10 protein-coding genes and 2 pseudogenes are annotated in these 18699 nt (G+C 36.3%); 6 read left to right on the top strand and 6 right to left on the bottom strand.

Annotated elements, in window-relative coordinates; translation table 11 throughout:
* Positions 1-247: 247 nt before the first annotated feature.
* On the bottom strand, positions 248-1087 hold the full coding sequence (locus BTR_RS07795; RefSeq protein WP_012232087.1) for a DUF1460 domain-containing protein: 840 nt from the start codon (positions 1085-1087) through the stop codon (positions 248-250).
* A 576-nt stretch (positions 1088-1663) separates the two neighbouring features.
* Between BTR_RS07795 and BTR_RS07790 the strand changes: the two are divergent.
* Positions 1664-2893, top strand: a pseudogene (locus tag BTR_RS07790) (MFS transporter).
* 998 nt (positions 2894-3891) lie between these two features.
* Here the strand turns inward: BTR_RS07790 and carA are convergent.
* Positions 3892-5088, bottom strand: coding sequence for a glutamine-hydrolyzing carbamoyl-phosphate synthase small subunit (gene carA / locus BTR_RS07785; RefSeq protein ID WP_012232086.1), 1197 nt, complete (start codon positions 5086-5088; stop codon positions 3892-3894).
* A 258-nt stretch (positions 5089-5346) separates the two neighbouring features.
* Between carA and BTR_RS07780 the strand changes: the two genes are divergently transcribed.
* Positions 5347-5799, top strand: a complete 453-nt coding sequence (locus BTR_RS07780) for a GatB/YqeY domain-containing protein (RefSeq protein WP_012232085.1) — start codon at positions 5347-5349, stop codon at positions 5797-5799.
* Positions 5800-6478: 679 nt separating this feature from the next.
* Here the strand turns inward: BTR_RS07780 and ubiC are convergent.
* Positions 6479-6988 carry a chorismate lyase gene (gene ubiC / locus BTR_RS07775; protein ID WP_038473768.1) on the bottom strand — a complete coding sequence of 170 codons (510 nt, stop codon included), beginning with the start codon at positions 6986-6988 and terminating at the stop codon, positions 6479-6481.
* 1213 nt (positions 6989-8201) lie between these two features.
* Positions 8202-8453 carry a GlsB/YeaQ/YmgE family stress response membrane protein gene (locus BTR_RS07770; protein WP_012232083.1) on the bottom strand — a complete coding sequence of 84 codons (252 nt, stop codon included), beginning with the start codon at positions 8451-8453 and terminating at the stop codon, positions 8202-8204.
* A 1031-nt stretch (positions 8454-9484) separates the two neighbouring features.
* Here BTR_RS07770 and BTR_RS13655 point away from each other — a divergent pair.
* Complete coding sequence (locus BTR_RS13655) at positions 9485-9616, top strand: hypothetical protein (RefSeq protein WP_280109576.1); 132 nt, start codon at positions 9485-9487, stop codon at positions 9614-9616.
* Between the two features lie 98 nt (positions 9617-9714).
* Here BTR_RS13655 and BTR_RS07765 read toward each other — a convergent pair whose 3' ends face one another.
* Together BTR_RS07765 and BTR_RS07760 are read right to left on the bottom strand one after the other, a co-directional pair.
* Positions 9715-11391: a Na/Pi cotransporter family protein gene (locus BTR_RS07765; protein ID WP_012232082.1), complete on the bottom strand. Its 1677-nt coding sequence runs from the start codon at positions 11389-11391 to the stop codon at positions 9715-9717.
* A 68-nt stretch (positions 11392-11459) separates the two neighbouring features.
* On the bottom strand, positions 11460-12677 hold the full coding sequence (locus tag BTR_RS07760; RefSeq protein ID WP_012232081.1) for a mechanosensitive ion channel family protein: 1218 nt from the start codon (positions 12675-12677) through the stop codon (positions 11460-11462).
* Between the two features lie 136 nt (positions 12678-12813).
* Between BTR_RS07760 and dnaG the strand changes: the two genes are divergently transcribed.
* The 3 genes and pseudogenes from dnaG (at position 12814) to BTR_RS12315 (ending at position 18697) form a co-directional block, all read left to right on the top strand.
* Positions 12814-14751 (top strand): DNA primase, encoded by a 1938-nt coding sequence (dnaG, locus tag BTR_RS07755; RefSeq protein WP_012232080.1) that lies wholly within the window; start codon positions 12814-12816, stop codon positions 14749-14751.
* 392 nt (positions 14752-15143) lie between these two features.
* Positions 15144-17159, top strand: coding sequence for an RNA polymerase sigma factor RpoD (rpoD, locus tag BTR_RS07750; RefSeq protein WP_012232079.1), 2016 nt, complete (start codon positions 15144-15146; stop codon positions 17157-17159).
* A 357-nt stretch (positions 17160-17516) separates the two neighbouring features.
* Positions 17517-18697 (top strand): annotated as a pseudogene (locus BTR_RS12315) (tyrosine-type recombinase/integrase).
* Positions 18698-18699 lie beyond the last annotated feature (2 nt).

Below are 18699 nucleotides of genomic sequence, written 5' to 3'. Positions count from 1 at the left end.
TCATAAAGATTAGAGTGGTGGTAGCCTATAGATAATTTTTGGCTTGAGAATATGAAAAGAAAGCGTGATACGGCAACAGAGTTTTTCTTGCTTTCAGCTTTCAGTTAGTAAAGTTAATTATAACCGTCATTTCTCCAAATATGATTTTATTCGTGTAGCCTATACGAAGTGGATGTTTATCTGAACAACTTTAGTACATCTATTAAGAATAGAAAGCTCTTTCATATCGCTATGATGTTATTCAATGTTATTTAAGGGCTCTTAAAACAATGATTCCTGGCGTTTTCATAACATAATCCATAAAAGGGGAATCGACGACTTTTTCATTTTCTTTTCGTGAAGAAGCATTTCGTAACATTGGTCCTTTATCGGTCATGATAAAGAAACCCACATGTGTCACATCCAATCCAGCAAGTTTTGTATAAATACCAATGAAATCCCCTGATTTTAAACGGCTTATAACCTCTTCATTAATAAAGTTACTTGGAATATACGTTATTGTGCGCTTCACAACTGGAAGTCCAAGAAGGTAGTTTCCACCATCAGCTTTTTTATTGAGATATTTTTCTATGCTGACTGCATGAGGACTTATTTCAGCAGTAATATCAGTGGCGAGTTTATATTCTCTATAAGCCCAGTCTGTAAAAAAATGTTTTCGATTTAAAAAATGAATATTACCCTTAATGTAACGCGTTTTTATGACGTTATTTATGAATTCTTTTGGGGATGTTGATTTGCGCAATGCTTCAACATAATCCAGATAAGTGAAGCAATCTAAGCCTCTAAAATCAATGATGAGTTTTTCTGGCGTCTTTTCTGAGCCATGTAACATATTTGCTTGGTAAGGTGTCCCTAAAAAAGCTTCAGAAAGAAAGCCAATCAAAGTTCCCTTTTCGTGATCATTTGTTTCTGAACGTTTTTTGAGAAGAGCATTTAATTTATTTAAAGTATAGGGATCTAGCTCTACGTTGGTTGTTTGTTGTGTTTCTATTTTATTCTTTAAAACACTCTCTTGTGAATCAGAATTTTGAACATCACATCCTGTTACGAACATTAAAGCGAGAATGAATAGGGATATTTTTTGCATTTTATACATCATTTTTGAATTTAACAGACCACACACAACCCTCACTAAAGGTGGTATTTTCTCATGCTTATTAGATCATTATTGGATTTCATAATAGCATATAATCATTGATGTCCTCAATAAATATGATCAGTTTTTACAGTGGTAAGCTATTCTGGTGATGCTTCTTGAACCTTATCGTATATTCTGAAGATGAAAAAAATTTTAAGAGCTTATCTTTTTAAAGGTTTTAATTATTATAGGATATTTGATGTATTCAATAGAATTGTTTTTTTTAAAAGTAGTGGTACGATAAATGACAATAATGTCTGATAAAATAAATCATAATTTCTCTAAAATTGTTGGAATGTTCTATATTCTATGAGAAATTATTCATGATTTATTTTCATAAATATTTGTTTATTTAATATAAAAAATAATTTTATATTTTTATATTGAATATTTTTGTAATTTTTATTTTGTTATTATTTTGTATGTGAAAATTATACGATATAGAGTACTTAAAAAAGATGGGAGGGTAAAAGAGAGCGGGGGCGTAACTGTGTATGTAAAATGAGTAACTGAGTGTAAAATAGTATGTATGTTATGCAAGATCACATGCTCAATCCGAAATTTCTTCGGCGGGGGCTTATTTTAGTGTTCATCACTTTATTGTTAGATATTCTTGGCATTGCAATTATTTGTCCTGTTTTGCCTGAATATTTTTCTCATTTAACTGGAAAAGATGTTAGTACATCTTTTGTAGAAAGAGGAAAATTACTTGCTGCTTATTCAGTGATGTAGTTTTTGTTTGCTCCTGTTATTGGTAATCTTTCTGATCGTTATGGTCGTCGTCCTATTTTGCTTGTCTCTATTATCTGCTTTGCTCTTGATAATCTAATATGTGCTATAGCATGGAGCTATTCTATGTTGTTTATCGGGCGTCTTTTGTCAGGGATAAGTGGTGCTAGTTTTGCAACTTGTACAGCTTATCTTGCTGATATATCGGATGAAAAAAATCGTACACGCAATTTTGGTCTATTAGAGGTTGCATCTGCATTAGGGTTTATTTTAGGCTCGTTTATTGGTGGTTTTTTAGGTTAGTTTGGTCCGCGTATTCCATTTTATTTTGCTGCTGGTTTTTCATTCATTAATTTTATTTTTGCTTGGGTTATGCTTCCTGAAACTCTTTCTTTATGGAATAGGCGCTTTTTTGATATTAAACGGGCAAATCCCTTAGGTGCTTTTTGGCAATTGAAGCAATATCCGATGGTTCTTTGGGTGTTGTTGGTCTTTTTTCTTTATTGGTTTGCGGAATCCATATGGCTAAGTATTTGGGCATTCATTGCGAAAGAATGCTATGATTGGAGTTCATTTTCTATTGGGCTATCCTATAGTGTTTTTGGGATAGGCCAATTTATTGTCGTTGTTCTTATTTTGCCTTATTTTTCTAAGCGATGGAGTGATTGGCGTATAACTATAGTGGGGCTTTTGTTTGCAGCCGTTGCTATGCTGGGTTATACATTCGCAACAAAGGGGTGGATGGTTTATATGGTTTGTTCGTGTACAATGCTTGAATATCTTGTTCATGCCCCTATCCGTGCTATTGCTTCAGCGCAGGTACCGACAAATGTACAAGGAGAGCTACAAGGAGCCATGACATCTGTTGTTTCATTGAGTTTGATATTTGGTTCTGTTTTTTATGTTTTTCTCTTTGAATGTTTTACAGATAAAAATGCACTGTTTTATTTTTCTGGTGCTCCTTTTGTTGGAGGTTTTTTGCTTCTTGTTGTTGCAATGGCTATTTTTGCTTTGCGGGTACGTTAATTGGTTGAAGAGGGCAGGTTAAGAATATCTTGTTCGAGAATGCACCAAAAATGACATTTGATAGGCAGAAAGTTTTTTTGTGATTTGTTTTATAAAATATCATATAAAATACCGATATATCCTTTTTATTTATTGCGAATATTGTTATACATCATAAAGCTCGTGTTTTTTTGCTTATCAACACCCCGTGTTCATGAAATAGTATGTTGAAAAAAATGCTTCAGTGTTAGATGCACTAGTGTTGTGCTAATAATTTCAGATTTTTTATACCCAAATTGGAAGTAAAATATTGCGTATGTTTATTTGCATCATTTCTGGAATCGAAAGAAAATCTCATTTGGGAAGAATATAAAGTTGTAAAGCCATTTTTAGGTTTTCCTTTTTCATTCGGCTTTACCGTTTTCAAAACTATTATTGACACTAATATTTTTTAAAGAGTACAGATTGGTTGCCTTGTTTCACACTTTTTATTTGTTTCGTCCTTTAATGGGAATGGTGCTTCTGATGCATAGTAGAATGCTCAGAACTACTATCTTGTGAATCAAGCACTTGTTTTGAGGGAATAGTTTTCAATGGGGTTGCCCCAATTTCGTGATAGTGCCGACGAAGAATAGAAGGGAACAATTTCTATAAATGGCATAAGATCCACAATACACACTTCTCTTTATTTATAAAGAGATGTAGCATTATCATTCACTTTGCCAGTTTCCAATGTTACTTACGATAGTGCTTAGTTAGGCATTCAAAATATTGACATACTCATTTTGCTTGGGGGGGCAGCCAGTAATTTTGATTGATATGGTATAATCCTAAAAGGAGGGGCATGAGAGAACGAACAAGGAGGAAAGTGAGAAAACTTGACGTTATTTAGCACTCTCATTTAAGTTACAAAATAATGAAAATAATATTTATTCCATAAGTTGTCGGGAACACTACCATTATGGGTAGGAAAATGATCTTCTTCAAAGAAAAGAGGCCAAAAGGTGAGGCATTTTGTCTTAAGATATTTTTTTGTGATTCATAATCAGATCACAGAAATGCTGAAAGAGGTAGTGGCTATCTTGTGGTCCAGGAGAGGCTTCGGGGTGATATTGAACAGAAAAAACTGGTTTTCCAATGATTCGAATACCACAGTTAGAGCCATCAAAGAGAGAGATATGGGTTTCTTGAACATGTTTTGGTAAGGTAGCAGCATCTACAGCAAAACCGTGATTCATCGATACAATTTCCACTTTTCCACTATTAAGGTCTTTAACGGGGTGGTTTGCACCATGATGTCCTTGGTGCATTTTTACGGTTTTTGCGCCAACAGCAAGAGCGAGAAGTTGATGGCCAAGACATATTCCAAAAATTGGTAAATTATGATCAATCAATGTGTTGATTGTTGGAATGGCATATTGAGCTGTCGCCGCAGGATCTCCTGGTCCATTAGAAAGAAAAACACCATCAGGGGTCATTGCTAAAATTTCTTTTGCTGTTGTGTGGGCAGGTACAACAGTAATGCGTGCTTTTTGTGTTGCCATAAGGCGAAGAATATTGCGTTTAATACCATAGTCAATGGCAACGATATGAAGATTGTGCACATTGTTTGTGCCATACCCTTTATTCCAGCACCATGGTTCTTCATCCCATTCTATTGATGATGGAGATGTCACTTCTTCCGTAAGGTCAAGATTAACGAGACCGTGCCATTTTTGCGCACGTTTTTTTAAAGAGGGAATATCAAAGTTTCCATCAGAATTATGCGCAATGACAGCATTTTGTGTACCCTTTTCACGAATAAGAATTGTAAGTGCGCGTGTATCAATACCACAAAGTGCAATAATTTTACGGGCTTTAAGCCATTGATGAAGGTTTTCACTGGCACGATAATTTGAAGGATGCGTAATATCGGCCTTAAAAATAGCGCCAACAGCACCGTGACAGCTGAGAGGTGTGAGAGATTCGATATCTTCACTATTTGCTCCTACATTTCCTATATGAGGAAAAGTAAAATTAACGATTTGTTGTGTGTATGATGGGTCGGTGAGGATTTCTTCATAGCCTGTGATGGCGGTATTAAAACACAATTCAGCTTCAGCAATACCCGTTGCACCGGCTCCTTTTCCTTCGATAACAGTTCCATCAGCTAAGACTAAGAGGGCTGTAGGGGTGTTGACACTCCAAGGTCTGCTCGATGAAATTGTTTGTATCATAGTGTGTATCCACAATTTATTTTCTGAAAGGTATAATGATTAAATTTACACAAAAATCATAGCTCTAACAGATGCTGTATCTATTATTCTCGTGATGTTTTTCCTAAAGCAGAAAGTATAAGGATATTCCATGAAGAGGTAAAGTCTTGTTTTTATCTTTTCTAAGATCGAGACTTCAATTATTTTTTTATCTTCCATTGCAAGATAGATAAAGATTAGTTAAAAGCATCTCCCGTTTGAACAAAATTGGATGAATTTATGGTGCGTGACCAGATTGATGGAGCTCTTAAAGCTGCTTTGAAAGTACAAGATAGTACACGTCTTGCTACACTTCGTTTAATGAATGCTGCGGTTAGAGATCGTTATATTCTTTATTGTGATGAAGGGAAGCGGGAAGTCGATGATCAGCAGATTCAGTCTGTTTTCACTAAAATGCTTCAACAGCGTGAAGCGTTAATGCGTGCCTATAAAGAGTCTGGTTGCTTGGAATTAGCAGAGAAAGAACAAGCCGAAATAGACGTTATTCGTGAATTTCTTCCCTATCAGCTTAAGGAGATGGAAGTAGAACAGGTTATTTGTGAAGCTTTGGAACAAACGAAAGCTGAAAAATTACGCGATATCGGTAAGGTGATGGCTTGGCTTAAAGAACGGTATGCGGGGCAAATGAATTTTTCTAAAGTCTGCAATAGTCTTCGTAAAAAATTGCAATAGATCTTATCCATTCAAAGGAATTGGAATTTTTTTTATTGTACGAGGGCTTTGTCCGTAAGCTGAATATTTGGTTAATGATATTTATCTTGTACATAAAGCTCTTATTAAAAAAATAATCCTTTGAAATGAACAAACCTGTTTTTTGAGGTTCATGGAGTAATAAAATATTTTTTCTATCTTATATTTTGTTGTTCTTCAAAGCTGTTACACCATTAGAAAAAAGATTATAGGAATTTTTACTTTTAAAAGGATTTATTATTTTCACTGTTAGAGATAAAAAATAGGATGATGAGAAAAAGCTAACTCATAAAAATTTCAAACTTTTTGTAGGCGTGTATTGTCATCTTTTTTGATGATTCAAAGCGTTTCTTTGATAGAGAATTGCCGTTATTTTTCAAGAGTGGTGATTATTCGGCAAGAAGTTTAAATGCAGATGATCTTATCAATATGGTGTGTCTCTGCTTAATTCAAGCATTGGTTTTCATGATTATGATAAGAAAAGCAGAACTTGAAAACGATTTTTTATGGGGAGTATTTTTAAAGCTGGGATAAAGAGATATTTCGAAAAGAAGCCTTTGTTTGTAATTTATTTTGAAACGATTTTGAAAATTATTTTCTCAGATACTTCTTTGAAAGTTATGAAAAATCTAGATATTATGCAGAATAAAATGAATATCCTCTATTTATGGTGGAGGTACAGTGGTGAATCTGGTAAAAAAAGTTCAGTTAGCAACAACGGCTTATCCCTTAGCCGCAAACGGGAACGGCGTGCCCATAGCACGCCTTGTTGACCGATATGAATGTAATCGCGGGTTAGTTTATCATTGTTAAATAAATAGTGTCCTAAGGGGGTCGTTCCTAGATGCATCAAGGACTGATTATGCAGAAGGGTTTCTTGTGGGATGACGGTGCGTCCGAGGAGCCAAGGTTTATTATCTCCCATCAATATGACTTCGCGTAGCCAATACCGCGCACTTTTGGGGAGATGTTCTGCTTCTTCTTTTAATTTATCTCGCATAATAAAACATTCGCGTTGTCGTTGAACTTGGAAGCAGGTGCAATATTTTTTTAATCGAAGCGTCATCGAGCCCGATTCCATGAGCCAATCGCGAATGTTTTCTGGTATGGGAGGATTTTGATCAAAGAGCCACTTCAAAGGTGGTAAGATGGAATCTTCAAGATCAGACATCGTTTTACTCCACATCTAAAATCCTATTCCATATGTTATGCTGAGTGGGCTAAAGAGATGGCTCTATTGTAATACAGGCATATAAAAGCAGCAAGATTTTAACAGGAAAATATCAAAGGGAAAATCGAAAGCAAAGATCTTTAAAAGAAGATAGATGGAAATAGATTATAGAGTTATTTTCATTAAAAGAGCAAAATTAATCTATTATGCTTTATCTAAAGAGCTTTCCCATAATGCGTTATAGAATCTTCTTGATAGTGCGAGGGGAATGGATGGGGTATTTCCAGCTTTAAACTTTTTTGTAACGCATACGAAAAAGGAATGAAGAATTCATCTATGTCAGATGGTATAAAGAGGAAATTTTAAGAGGAGCAAAACCCTTATATTATAATAACCCTTAATATTACAGCTTAGAAAGTGGGATACTCAAACCTTTTGAATAGAGATGGAAAAGTTGTCGTATTTTTTATAAGATAGACTTGTATAGGAATACATTTTGGGGAAAATAGCTTATATTATTTCGTTTATAGAATAATAAAACTATCTTATATTAACAGTATTTAGATATAATTATAAAATATAATAGTAGTTATTAATATGTTTTTTGTTAAAAATAAATGTAAAGTAATGTATTATCATTTAATATATTTATATTAAATGCTTTAAAAAATTTAATTTATAAAATATAAAAATAAAAATTTACTATATTTAAGTTATATTCTTTATTTTGTATGCTAGAAAATATTTTTATTATTTTGCACCTACTTCTTATCTTTATCTTTTAAGAATACAAAAGAATTCTTCGGTTTTTTTCAGTAAAATGGGCTTATTGATGAAGTGTATAGCATTAAGTGTTACGCGGTAGGATCTTTAATCATCATGATTGGTTTTGTAACCTTGTATATTGCTATGATAGTGCGATGAATTAGGTTTGCGCATTCGCTCCAAAATACGGTACAAAAATAAATTTGTATTTCATCAAAATAACGCGCTTACCCCTCCTGCTCTGTATAGAGTTATATCGATCCGGAAGGGGGTATTATAGAAGTCTTTATTCTTTTTCGGTTAAGATACATGATGGTGTATGCCAGAAATCGTAGTTTAAGCATCTCACCATCATACCAAAAATGGTATTAACGCGTTATGGGGAAATATTTAAAAATATTCCAGTTGTTTTATTGAACACCAAAAGGTGATTGAATCAATAAATGCCCTATGATCGAATTTTCCGTCCTATCCATATAAGAATACAGGCTCCTATAAAACCTGAAATAAGATAACCAAGCCAACCAGCAAAACTTACGCCTAAAAGACTAAAAAGGAAGCTCGCTAACGCAGCGCCAATAATTCCTAAGATAATATTTAACAATATCCCTGTTTGGCTTTTCATAATATATTGTGCAGCCCAACCTGCAATTCCGCCGATAATAATAGCCGCAATCCAACCGATGTTTGCATTTTCCATGATACTCTCCTTTGCCTGAATTTAGATTGTAACTAGAGTAAACTTTGTAAAGATCAAGGTTTATTCCTTTTTTACCCAGTGGAAAGGATATTTTTATTAGAGGTTTTACTTATTACTTTCCTATATATTAAAATAATATTCATATATATATCAGTATAATATATAATAATTTTTAATTTATATAAAGATTTTAAGTTATAAATAAATTATTTTTTGAAAAATATAAATTAAAAAAGAAAATATTTATAAAACTATTTTAAGAACGTATAAAGTATAATTATCATATTTTTTAAAACGAATATTTTCTCCCAAGTTTTGAAAAAAATAATTGTGACTAAAATAATACGTCAAATGGATATCTAGAGATTGGAAGCTTGCCAATCGATATCAATATTATTTGAAATGAGATTAAAACTATTTTGTTAATGCATTATAAAATGCTGTATAAGTTCAATCTCTACAGATATTGATATAAACGTTGCAATCAGGTGGAGTTTTGCATTTCTTATCGGATATTTCTTTATTTTTCTGGCACTGTTAAGTGGTAGCCTTTTTAAAAGATAAATTTAGGCTGGTAGTATCATACTTTTAGGTGTCTTCTTCTTATTGCTCTCTCTCTCAAGGTTTTCCCAAGCTTCATTTTTCAATGACGCCCGTGAGGGGTAGTCAATTCATTGAGCATCTCCGTCTTTAGGTTTCATAAAAAAGCAAGCTAATACCATTACACACTTGCCTAGAATGTTGCGACAAGTTCTTGGGTTTTCAGACGGTTCATAAGAGGTGTTTTTAAGTCCCTTCTTATATATTTCTTGTATAGTTTCACTCACGCAGGATTCTCTGCTCTTATCGTAAAAGCGAAGGGCTTTAATTGATTTAACATGGAACAGGTTTGGAATGAGAGAATCTTACGATATTCAGGGGGGTAATATAAATAAGTAAATTATCTTTATAAATCAATATGTTACCTTGAATTGCACACAGTTTTTTCTTTGAGATGGGGAGATATTTTTTCTTCAAGAGTTTTATTCTCTATGGCGAAACCGCTTGTAGAAGTGCAAGCGGATGGTTTTGAGAAATTCATTATGAATAGATTAAAAATGAAAGAAATTGACGCTATTGAAGAGAGTTCATTTAAATCATCCAATAATAAAGTATTTTATTAAATCAATATTTTACGCAAGATATTTAAATGTTCAAAATTAAATAATTGATGCGATGTATTTTTTATTTGATTTATTTTAAAAGTTTAAGGCTTTTCTGTCTATTCTTCAGCAGGATTGCGTAGGCGCGAACTTTGAAGAAGTCCCTGTTGTTCTAAAATAGGGTAGATCATTGAGGTCAACAGAGAGTTAATTTGTTTGAGGTCGCGGACAGTATCCAGATGAAGACTGGATGATTCTACATTTTTGAGATCCCCCTCACGTAAGCGTTTAAAATGTTTTAAACTCATCTCTTTTTCTAAGTTTCGTAGTTGATCCTTTTTTTGGACCAAGAGATGTGCAGTGTGGGTGTCACGGGAGACGAGAACATTAAATGCGATATGCGCGTTGGCCAGTACAATGGCATGGAAATGAAGGAGATCACTCCAGCCCTCACTGCTGAATTTTAGACCTTTTTGTTGTTTCTTTTTAACCAGCATCAGCATATTGTGAATAATGATATCGCCTGCTTGGTCTAATTTTATACAGGCATCTAGAAGTTCTTGCGTTTGAAGAGCTTCTTCATTCGATAATTTTTGTCCTGCTAATCGTGCAAGATAAAGTTTTATGGCGATATGTTTTTTGTCTAATATGGTATTTAGTTGATTGAGTTCAGCAATAATAGTGGGATCGGGTTTTTCATAAAGTCCCATGATTTTTTCTAGCATGATGTCGACAAGATCACAAATATGAATAACTTCACGCATGACATTCGAGAGCGCTAAAGCTGGGCGTTCAAGAACGCTATCATCAAGAGCTGTTTGATCCGATAAATTAAGCGTTTTATCGGCTTGCGTTTTTTTTGTACTCATATGAACGATTTGAGTGGTCAATTTTAAAACCCATTTTGAAAGCGGTATTCCAGCTAGGAGAATGAAAACATTAAAAACGATATGGGCGTTGATCACTTGCGTGGGGGCGTTATTGCCAAGCCATGTGATGGGTGGTTGAAAAAACAGAAATAAGATCAGCACAAGAATTGAACCGGCTCCACGCATGAGTAAATTCCCCAAGGGAACGAGGCGGGTATTCGGAGAAGCGTTGCGTGTTAAAAGGGGGGCTATCAGAGAAGAACCAAAGTTAACACCAAGAACCATGACAACACAAAGTTGTGTGTGGATAAGGTCGTAGTTGGCAAAATTAATCAGCAAAATGATTCCTGCAATGGATGAATGTAAGAAGTAGGTTAAAGCTGCAGCCAACAAAAAAGTTGAGACAGGATCGGTTGAAAGATAACGAATGATGCTCGGTAAAATTTCACTATCCCGTAAAGGTTCTGTTGCGGTACTTATCATTTGTAAAGACAAAATCAAAAGGCCAATACCAATGACAATACGTCCTATTTGGCGCCATTCACGTTTTTCCGTTGTCATGAAGATACAAGTGCCCATTAAAAGACAAAGGGGTACAACAAGTGTGAGATCGTAGGTGAGAATTTTAATAACGAGTGCTGATCCTAATTCTCCTCCACGTACTGCCATAAGCCCTGCTATTCCAGAGACAAAACCAGATTCAACGAAAGAACCAACGAGGAGCGTTACGGCTGTAGAGCTCTGTAAAATCATTGCTGTAAAAAGCCCAAAACTTACAGCAAACAATGGTTTTGAAATGACGTGGCGCATGTTATATTTAAGTCTGTCACCATAGGCGCGTTCAATTCCTGTGCGTACCATGCGTGTAGCCCAGAGAAGTAAAGAAACAGCGCCAGCAAGATGGAGGAGTACCAATGAACCATTCATGACACTTTTTCTTTCTCTTGTTTATGAATATGGTTAACTCAAAATTGATAAATTGAAGTTTATTGTTTTTACTTTGCTTTTACTTTTAATACTTGATTAAAATCATAACCGCTTGGGTTTTGAAAAACCTTTAGACCAAAAAAAGGAAGAATGGAATAAAGATGGTCAAAAATATCACCTTGAATTTGTTCATAGTCTATCCAAACGGTGGTGTTCGTAAAGCAATAGATTTCCAAGGGTAAACCATTTTCTGTAGGGGGTAATTGTCGGGCCATAAAGGTCATATTGGGATTGATGTTGAGATGCTGTTGTAGATAAGCAAAAACATAAGCACGAAAAGTTCCAATGTTGGTTAAACGGCGCGTATTGGCTACAACATCATGATTTTTATCTAATTGAGCGTTCCATTGATCGATTTCTGCTATTTTTTGTGTAAAATAATTTTCTAATAAATTAAATCGGGAAAGATATTTTTGTTCTTCTTCTGTGAGAAAATGGATACTGGATTGATCAATAAAAAGGGAGCGTTTGATGCGTCTGCCACCTGATTCTTGCATTCCACGCCAATTTTTAAAAGGGTCGGTCACAAGTTTACGGATAGGAACTGAGGTGATGGTGTTGTCGAAATTTTGAACTTTAACAGTATGAAGGGCAATTTCGATAACATCGCCATCAGCACCGAGATTGGGAATTTCAATCCAATCACCAACACGAACCATATCGGTGGATGAAATTTGAATACCGGCAACGAGAGAAAGAAGTGTATCTTGAAAAATTAACATGAGAACTGCGGCCATTGCACCAAGACCGGAGAAAAGAATAAGAGGGGAGCGGTCAATTAACGTGGCGACCATTAAAACTGCTGCAATGGCAAAAAGGGCAATTTTAGCAATTTGAATATACCCTTTTATTGGTTTTAGTCGTGCTGTTGGTCGTTGTTCGTAAAGGATGTTAATGATATTGAGGCAGGCAGAAATTGTCAGAACAACAAAAAAGATAATGAAGGCATTGGCGAGATTATTGATGACAGTTCCGAATGCATCGGGCAATGTGGATATAAAATTAACACCGACTGAAAGAATAAAAGCTGAAATGATATTCGCTAGGTATTGAATAGCATTGTGAATATCGGTCGTTGTATTTTTGGGGAGGAAAGAAGAGAGTTTTTTTGCTCCGTGAATGAGTAATTTTCGTCCTACAAAGTTGATTAAAAGGGCAAATATAGTGAGAATAATAAACCAAGAAATAACTTCTAACCACGGATATTGAACAATAAATTCGATCACTTTTTTGCTCTCCATTTCTGAAATGATAGGCAGTCGAGAGATTAAAATTTTACAACTGCTTTAAGAGGAAGTCTTGGAATTATGCTCTAAAGTCGTTAAATATGCAAAAAAGAATTTTCAAACTCTGTGAGAGATAATGCGTTTTCCGCCTGATTTCCTGAATGAACTGCGTAGCAGACTCCCAATTTCAACAGTGATTGGTCAACGGGTGGATTTTGACATGCGAAAAAGTAAACCTTCACGGGGAGATTTTTGGTGTTGTTGTCCATTTCACGGTGAGAAAACGCCCAGTTTTCATTGTGATGATCATAAAGGGCGTTATTATTGTTTTGGTTGTGGGGTAAGCGGAGATATTTTTACCTTCCTGTGCGAGCTTGATGGATTACACTTTTCAGAAAGTGTTGAGCGTTTGGCTGATTTTGCAGGAATGAAACTCCCTATTGAAGATCCTCAAAATCATCAACGTCAAATGGAAAAAGCTGACCTTTATGATGTGATGAAAATTGCAACAGACTTTTTTCAATATCATTTACGCGATAAAGGAGGGGCGCAGGCTCGTCGTTATCTGGAGGAGCGTGGTGTTACGCAAAAACTTATAGAGCGTTTTCGAATTGGTTTTGCGCCGGTAAAGCGTACAGCTTTGAAAGAAGCTTTGAGTACCCGCGGTATTTCAATAAAGCAAATGGAAGAATGTGGACTTCTCACAGTGCATGAGGAGAGTGTAGATTCTTATGACCGATTTAGAAATCGTATTATGTTTCCTATTGAAGATTTGCGTGGACGTGTGGTGGCTTTCGGAGGGCGTGCGTTAGAGAAAGAAACACGCGCAAAATATCTCAACAGCCCTGAAACAGTGCTATTTCATAAAGGAAATATACTTTATAACGCGGCAGCAGCGCGCAAAAATAGTCGCTTTGTTGGCGATGAAAAAATTCATTCACTTCTTGTTGTCGAGGGGTATATGGATGTCATTGCATTGACTAAAGTTGGTTTTGAGGGGGTTGTTGCGCCCTTAGGGACAGCATTAACGGAAGCACAAATTGAGCTTTTATGGCAGATGGGCAAGGAGCCCATTTTGTGTTTTGATGGAGATGATGCTGGTTTAAAGGCTGCCTTTCGCGTTGCTGATCGGGTGTTGCCTCTTTTAAAGGTTGGGGTTTGTGTCCGCTTTGTGTTGTTACCACAAGGAAAAGATCCTGATGAAATTGTTTGTGCTGGTGGTGCGCAGCTTTTTTCTTCTTTTTTGCAAAAAGCAATCCCATTGATTGAGCTTTTATGGTGGCGTGCTACTTATGGAAAGCAGTTTGAAACTCCAGAGGCACGAGCAGCACTAGAAAAACAACTCAAACAACAAATTTTTATGATTAAGGATGAAGATATCCGTCGTTATTATTTGCAAGATGTAAAAAAACGCCTTTTTGATTTTTTTCGTCCCCCTTTTTCAAAAAAGAAAGGGGGAGGGCGATATGGACAGACTTCACCCAATAGGATCTTTAAAGATCAATCCTTCTCTTTGTTAGCAAATTCTGAAATAGTACGAAATTCTTCGCAAGCTATTCCGTTGCGTGAAGCTGTAATTTTACTCACTTTAGCTTACTATCCTGAGTTATGGCATGAAAATTTTGAGATTCTCTCTGAATTAGAATTAAAAAATACACAATTGATCTGTTTTCACCAAACGATGTTGGAAATTCTTGGAGAGCAGACGCTCCATGATAAAGAGACAATGGTTGCGTTCTTAGAAAAAAGAGGGCAAAAGGCTCTATTAGAGCGTATGAAACATCTTGTGCGAAATATTGGTATGCGTATTATCTTTGGGGGAGCTTCTATCGAAGATGCACGTGCTATATTAAAACAAGCTGTCTACTTGCATCTTCAGGAACACCACCTACATAAGAGGTTACAGGATATTGAAGAGCAACTTGTAGAAAATCCTAAGAGTGAGGTTTTTGATCTGCTTCGGGAGATAAAAAATGAGCTGGAGCAGATGCAGGCAACAGAAGCATTAATTGAAGGGTTTGGAAGTTGGTTGGATGAAAAAATAGACGGGAATACACAAGATACGATAAAATGATTCGCTTTTTTAATGCGAATCAGTCACTTAAGTTTTAGATGAGGAAGTTTATGTAGAGTGACATTTTTATAAGGATAACGATTAATTCATAAAGATGACAATATAAATTTTAGGAAAAGCGGGAAATTGGTTCTTACGATAGGGTACAGAGATTATCTCAGAAGGGCTGAGAGGTGTCGGGGAAACTTCTGGAGTTTTCCCGCGTTTTTGTCTGGATGTCAGGTTTATAAGGATATCAGGGCATATACGAAATGTATTCTTTCCAATAGCAATCTCTTAAAAGGAAGTATATATGAGAAACTATTGGTTGATTATAAGTGAGAGCAAAAAAGCTGGTCACATGGAAACTATGATTACATGGAAACTATGAAGTGATCGAGTGGAGTTATGGTATGGCAACAAAGGTTAAACAGAAAGATAATGCGGAAGTAACAAGCCAAGCGAGTTTGGATGGTCCTCTTCTTGATTTTTCTGATGATGCCATCAAGAAAATGATTAAACTTGCCAAAAAAAATGGTTACGTAACGATGGATGAACTCAATGCTGTTCTTCCTTCCGACGAGGTTACATCTGAACAAATTGAAGATATCTTGGCGATGTTCTCTGAGATGGGGGTTAATGTTGTCGATGATGAGAATGAAGTTGAGTCTGAAAATTATGAAGAAGAAATTACGGTAGAGGGTGGAGACTTAGTCGAGGCTTCTAGCCACGCAATTGCAACGACAACGAATAAGCGCGAAGTAACAGATCGTACGGATGATCCGGTGCGTATGTATTTACGTGAGATGGGAGCTGTTGAGCTTCTTTCACGGGAAGGTGAAATTGCTATTGCCAAGCGTATTGAAGCAGGGCGTGAAACAATGATTGCAGGACTTTGTGAGAGTCCTTTGACTTTTCAGGCTCTGATTATCTGGCGTGATGAGTTAAAAGAACAGCGTATTCTTCTTCGTGAAATTATTGATCTCGAAACCACTTACGCTGGTCCAGAAGCAAAGCAGGCCCCTGTTATTGAGCGAAGTGAAGTTGATAAGATAAAAGGAGAAGATATATCTTCTGGTATACGTAATATAGGAGAAGATATAGGAGAAAGAGGCATTGAAGAAGATGATGAAGAAGACGATGATGATGTTAACTTATCTCTTGCTGCAATGGAAAATGAGCTTTGTCCTCAAGTTATGGAAACATTGGATTTTATTGCTCAAACCTATGTAAAATTACGCAAATTACAAGATCAACATGTTGAAAGCAGTTTGGCAGAGCGTAAAGAGGGAGCTCTTACAGCTTCTCAAAAGAAAAAATATATTCAATTAAAAGGCGAGTTGATTCAAGCGGTAAAATCTCTTTCTTTGAACCAAAATCGTATCGAAGCGTTGGTTGAACAGCTTTATGATATCAATAAGAGATTGATTCATAATGAAGGTAAGCTGAAACGAATCGCTAACAGTTATGGCATTGGTCATGACGATTTTTTAAGAGAATATCAAGGTCGTGAATTAGATGCAGATTGGATGAATTATATTGCCACTTTACCAGCTCCGGGTTGGAAAGAATTTTCAATGCGTGAAGCAAAAGAAATTCAAAAATTGCGGAGTGAAATACAAAATCTTGCGCAAGCAACGGCTATTTCGATTGGTGAGTTTCGCCGGATTGTTATGCAGGTGCAGAAAGGTGAACGCGAATCAACAATTGCAAAAAAAGAGATGGTCGAATCTAATTTACGTCTTGTTATTTCAATTGCCAAAAAATACACTAATCGTGGCTTGCAGTTTCTTGATCTTATTCAAGAGGGCAATATCGGTTTGATGAAGGCTGTAGATAAGTTTGAATATCGGCGTGGCTACAAATTTTCAACTTATGCAACATGGTGGATTCGTCAGGCCATTACGCGTTCAATTGCAGATCAGGCACGCACTATTCGTATCCCTGTTCATATGATTGAAACAATTAACAAAATTGTGCGTACCTCACGTCAGATTCTCCATGAAATTGGGCGAGAGCCAACACCAGAAGAATTGTCTAGCAAGCTTTCTATGCCGTTAGAAAAAGTGAGAAAGGTTCTTAAAATTGCAAAAGAACCTATTTCACTTGAAACGCCTGTTGGTGATGAAGATGATTCCCATTTGGGTGATTTTATTGAGGATAGGAATGCATTATTACCCATTGATGCAGCTATTCAGGCTAATCTTCGAGATACGACAACACGTGTTCTTGCTTCATTAACACCACGGGAAGAACGTGTTTTGCGGATGCGTTTTGGGATAGGGATGAATACTGATCACACCTTGGAAGAAGTGGGACAACAGTTCTCAGTTACAAGAGAACGTATTCGTCAAATTGAGGCAAAGGCACTTCGTAAATTAAAGCATCCTAGCCGCTCGCGAAAATTACGCAGTTTTCTCGATTCTTAAATAAGGGAATTGGTGTATTTTAATCGTTCTCTCTTTTTTCTTCATGGAGGAGGGCAGGGGGTGTGACCGTATACTTGGGTGGTTTTTTAAGAAAAATATGGAACACTTTGAATAATCTAAAAAGTTTACGGTATTTAACGTTTTTCGTAGCTTTGGAGCTTTGTATCTCTTTGTATTAAAAAATAAGGCATTGATTTATAATGATAATATAGCGTTATTCATATTGAATGAGAAACCCGAATACCGTAAGATTCTCTCATTTCAAATCTGCCTATCTTGCATCAATCAAAACCACTCATTTGCACTTCATAAGCAGGATGAGTGTGTGGATCAAATTTGTATAAGAAAGGACTAAAAATGGCTCTTATGAACGCTCTCAAATGCAAGATATGTCGCAACATTGAGAGCTGGCAAAGTGTGTGATGGCGCTGGCTTGTTACTTCACAAACGTAAAGATGGAGGTGCTCAATGGCTTTATCGTTATACCCTTCACGGGCTTCGTCGCGAAATGGGCTTGGGAGCGTTGCGAGATGTCTCTTTAAAACAAGCCCGTGAATTGGCAACTGGGTGGCGCTTTGTTTTACGCGAAGGTCGTGACCCCATTAAAGAACGCAACAAACAAAAGCGTGAGGCAATAAGCAATCTTCATTACTTAAAAGATATTGCCGTAGATGCTTTTGAAAGCCGTAAAGCTGAATTAAAAGATGATGGTAAGGCTTGTGATTGGTTTTTACCTTTACGTCTTCATATTCTCCCTAAATTAGGCTGTCTGCCCGTTTCAGAGATTACATAAACAAGAGATACGTAATGTTCTTGCTCCTATCTAGCATTCAAAAGCTTCAACAGCAGAGAAAGTACTGAATCGTCTTGATCTTTGTCTCAAGCATGCGGCAGCTTTGGGTCTGGATGTTGATTTACAAGCAACAACAAAAGCACAAGCTCTCTTAGGAAAACAACGCCATGAGATCACGAATAGATCAGTCATGGATTGGAAAGATGTGCCGGCTTTTTATAAAATACTTTGCGAAGCATCACCCCTAACACAACTAGCTTTGCGTTTACTTATCCTAGGGGGCCGTAGCAATCCTTTACGTCATATGCATAAAGATCAAGTCGATGGAGATATATGGACTATTCCTGCTGAAAATATGAAAGGAAGGCGTGATGCTACAACAGAATTTCGCGTCCCCTTATCATTAGAGGCATTAGAAATTTTGAAACAAGCGCGCTCGCTTTCTCTCGCAATGATTTCTTCTTTTCTGCAACCGGTCGGGGTCCTCTTGGTGAGAATTGCATGTCACAATATATGCAACAGATTGGACTTGATATGCAACAGATTGGACTTGAAGCACGTCCGCATGGTTTTCGTTCTAGTCTACGCAATTGGCTCGCTGAAACAACCAATGCCCCCTATGAGGTCGCTGAAACTATTTTAGCTCATACGGTCGGCGGTAAAGTAGAGCGTGCCTATCGTCGTACTGACTATCTAGAACAGCGCCGCGTTTTATATGGATAAACGGGCGGCTTATGAATCTTAAGA

This window comes from Bartonella tribocorum CIP 105476, from assembly GCF_000196435.1.
In the GTDB taxonomy this organism is placed as follows: Bacteria; Pseudomonadota; Alphaproteobacteria; order Rhizobiales; family Rhizobiaceae; genus Bartonella; species Bartonella tribocorum.
Note: the sequence above shows the minus strand (reverse complement) of the source record. Positions and strands in the feature narration are given on the sequence as shown.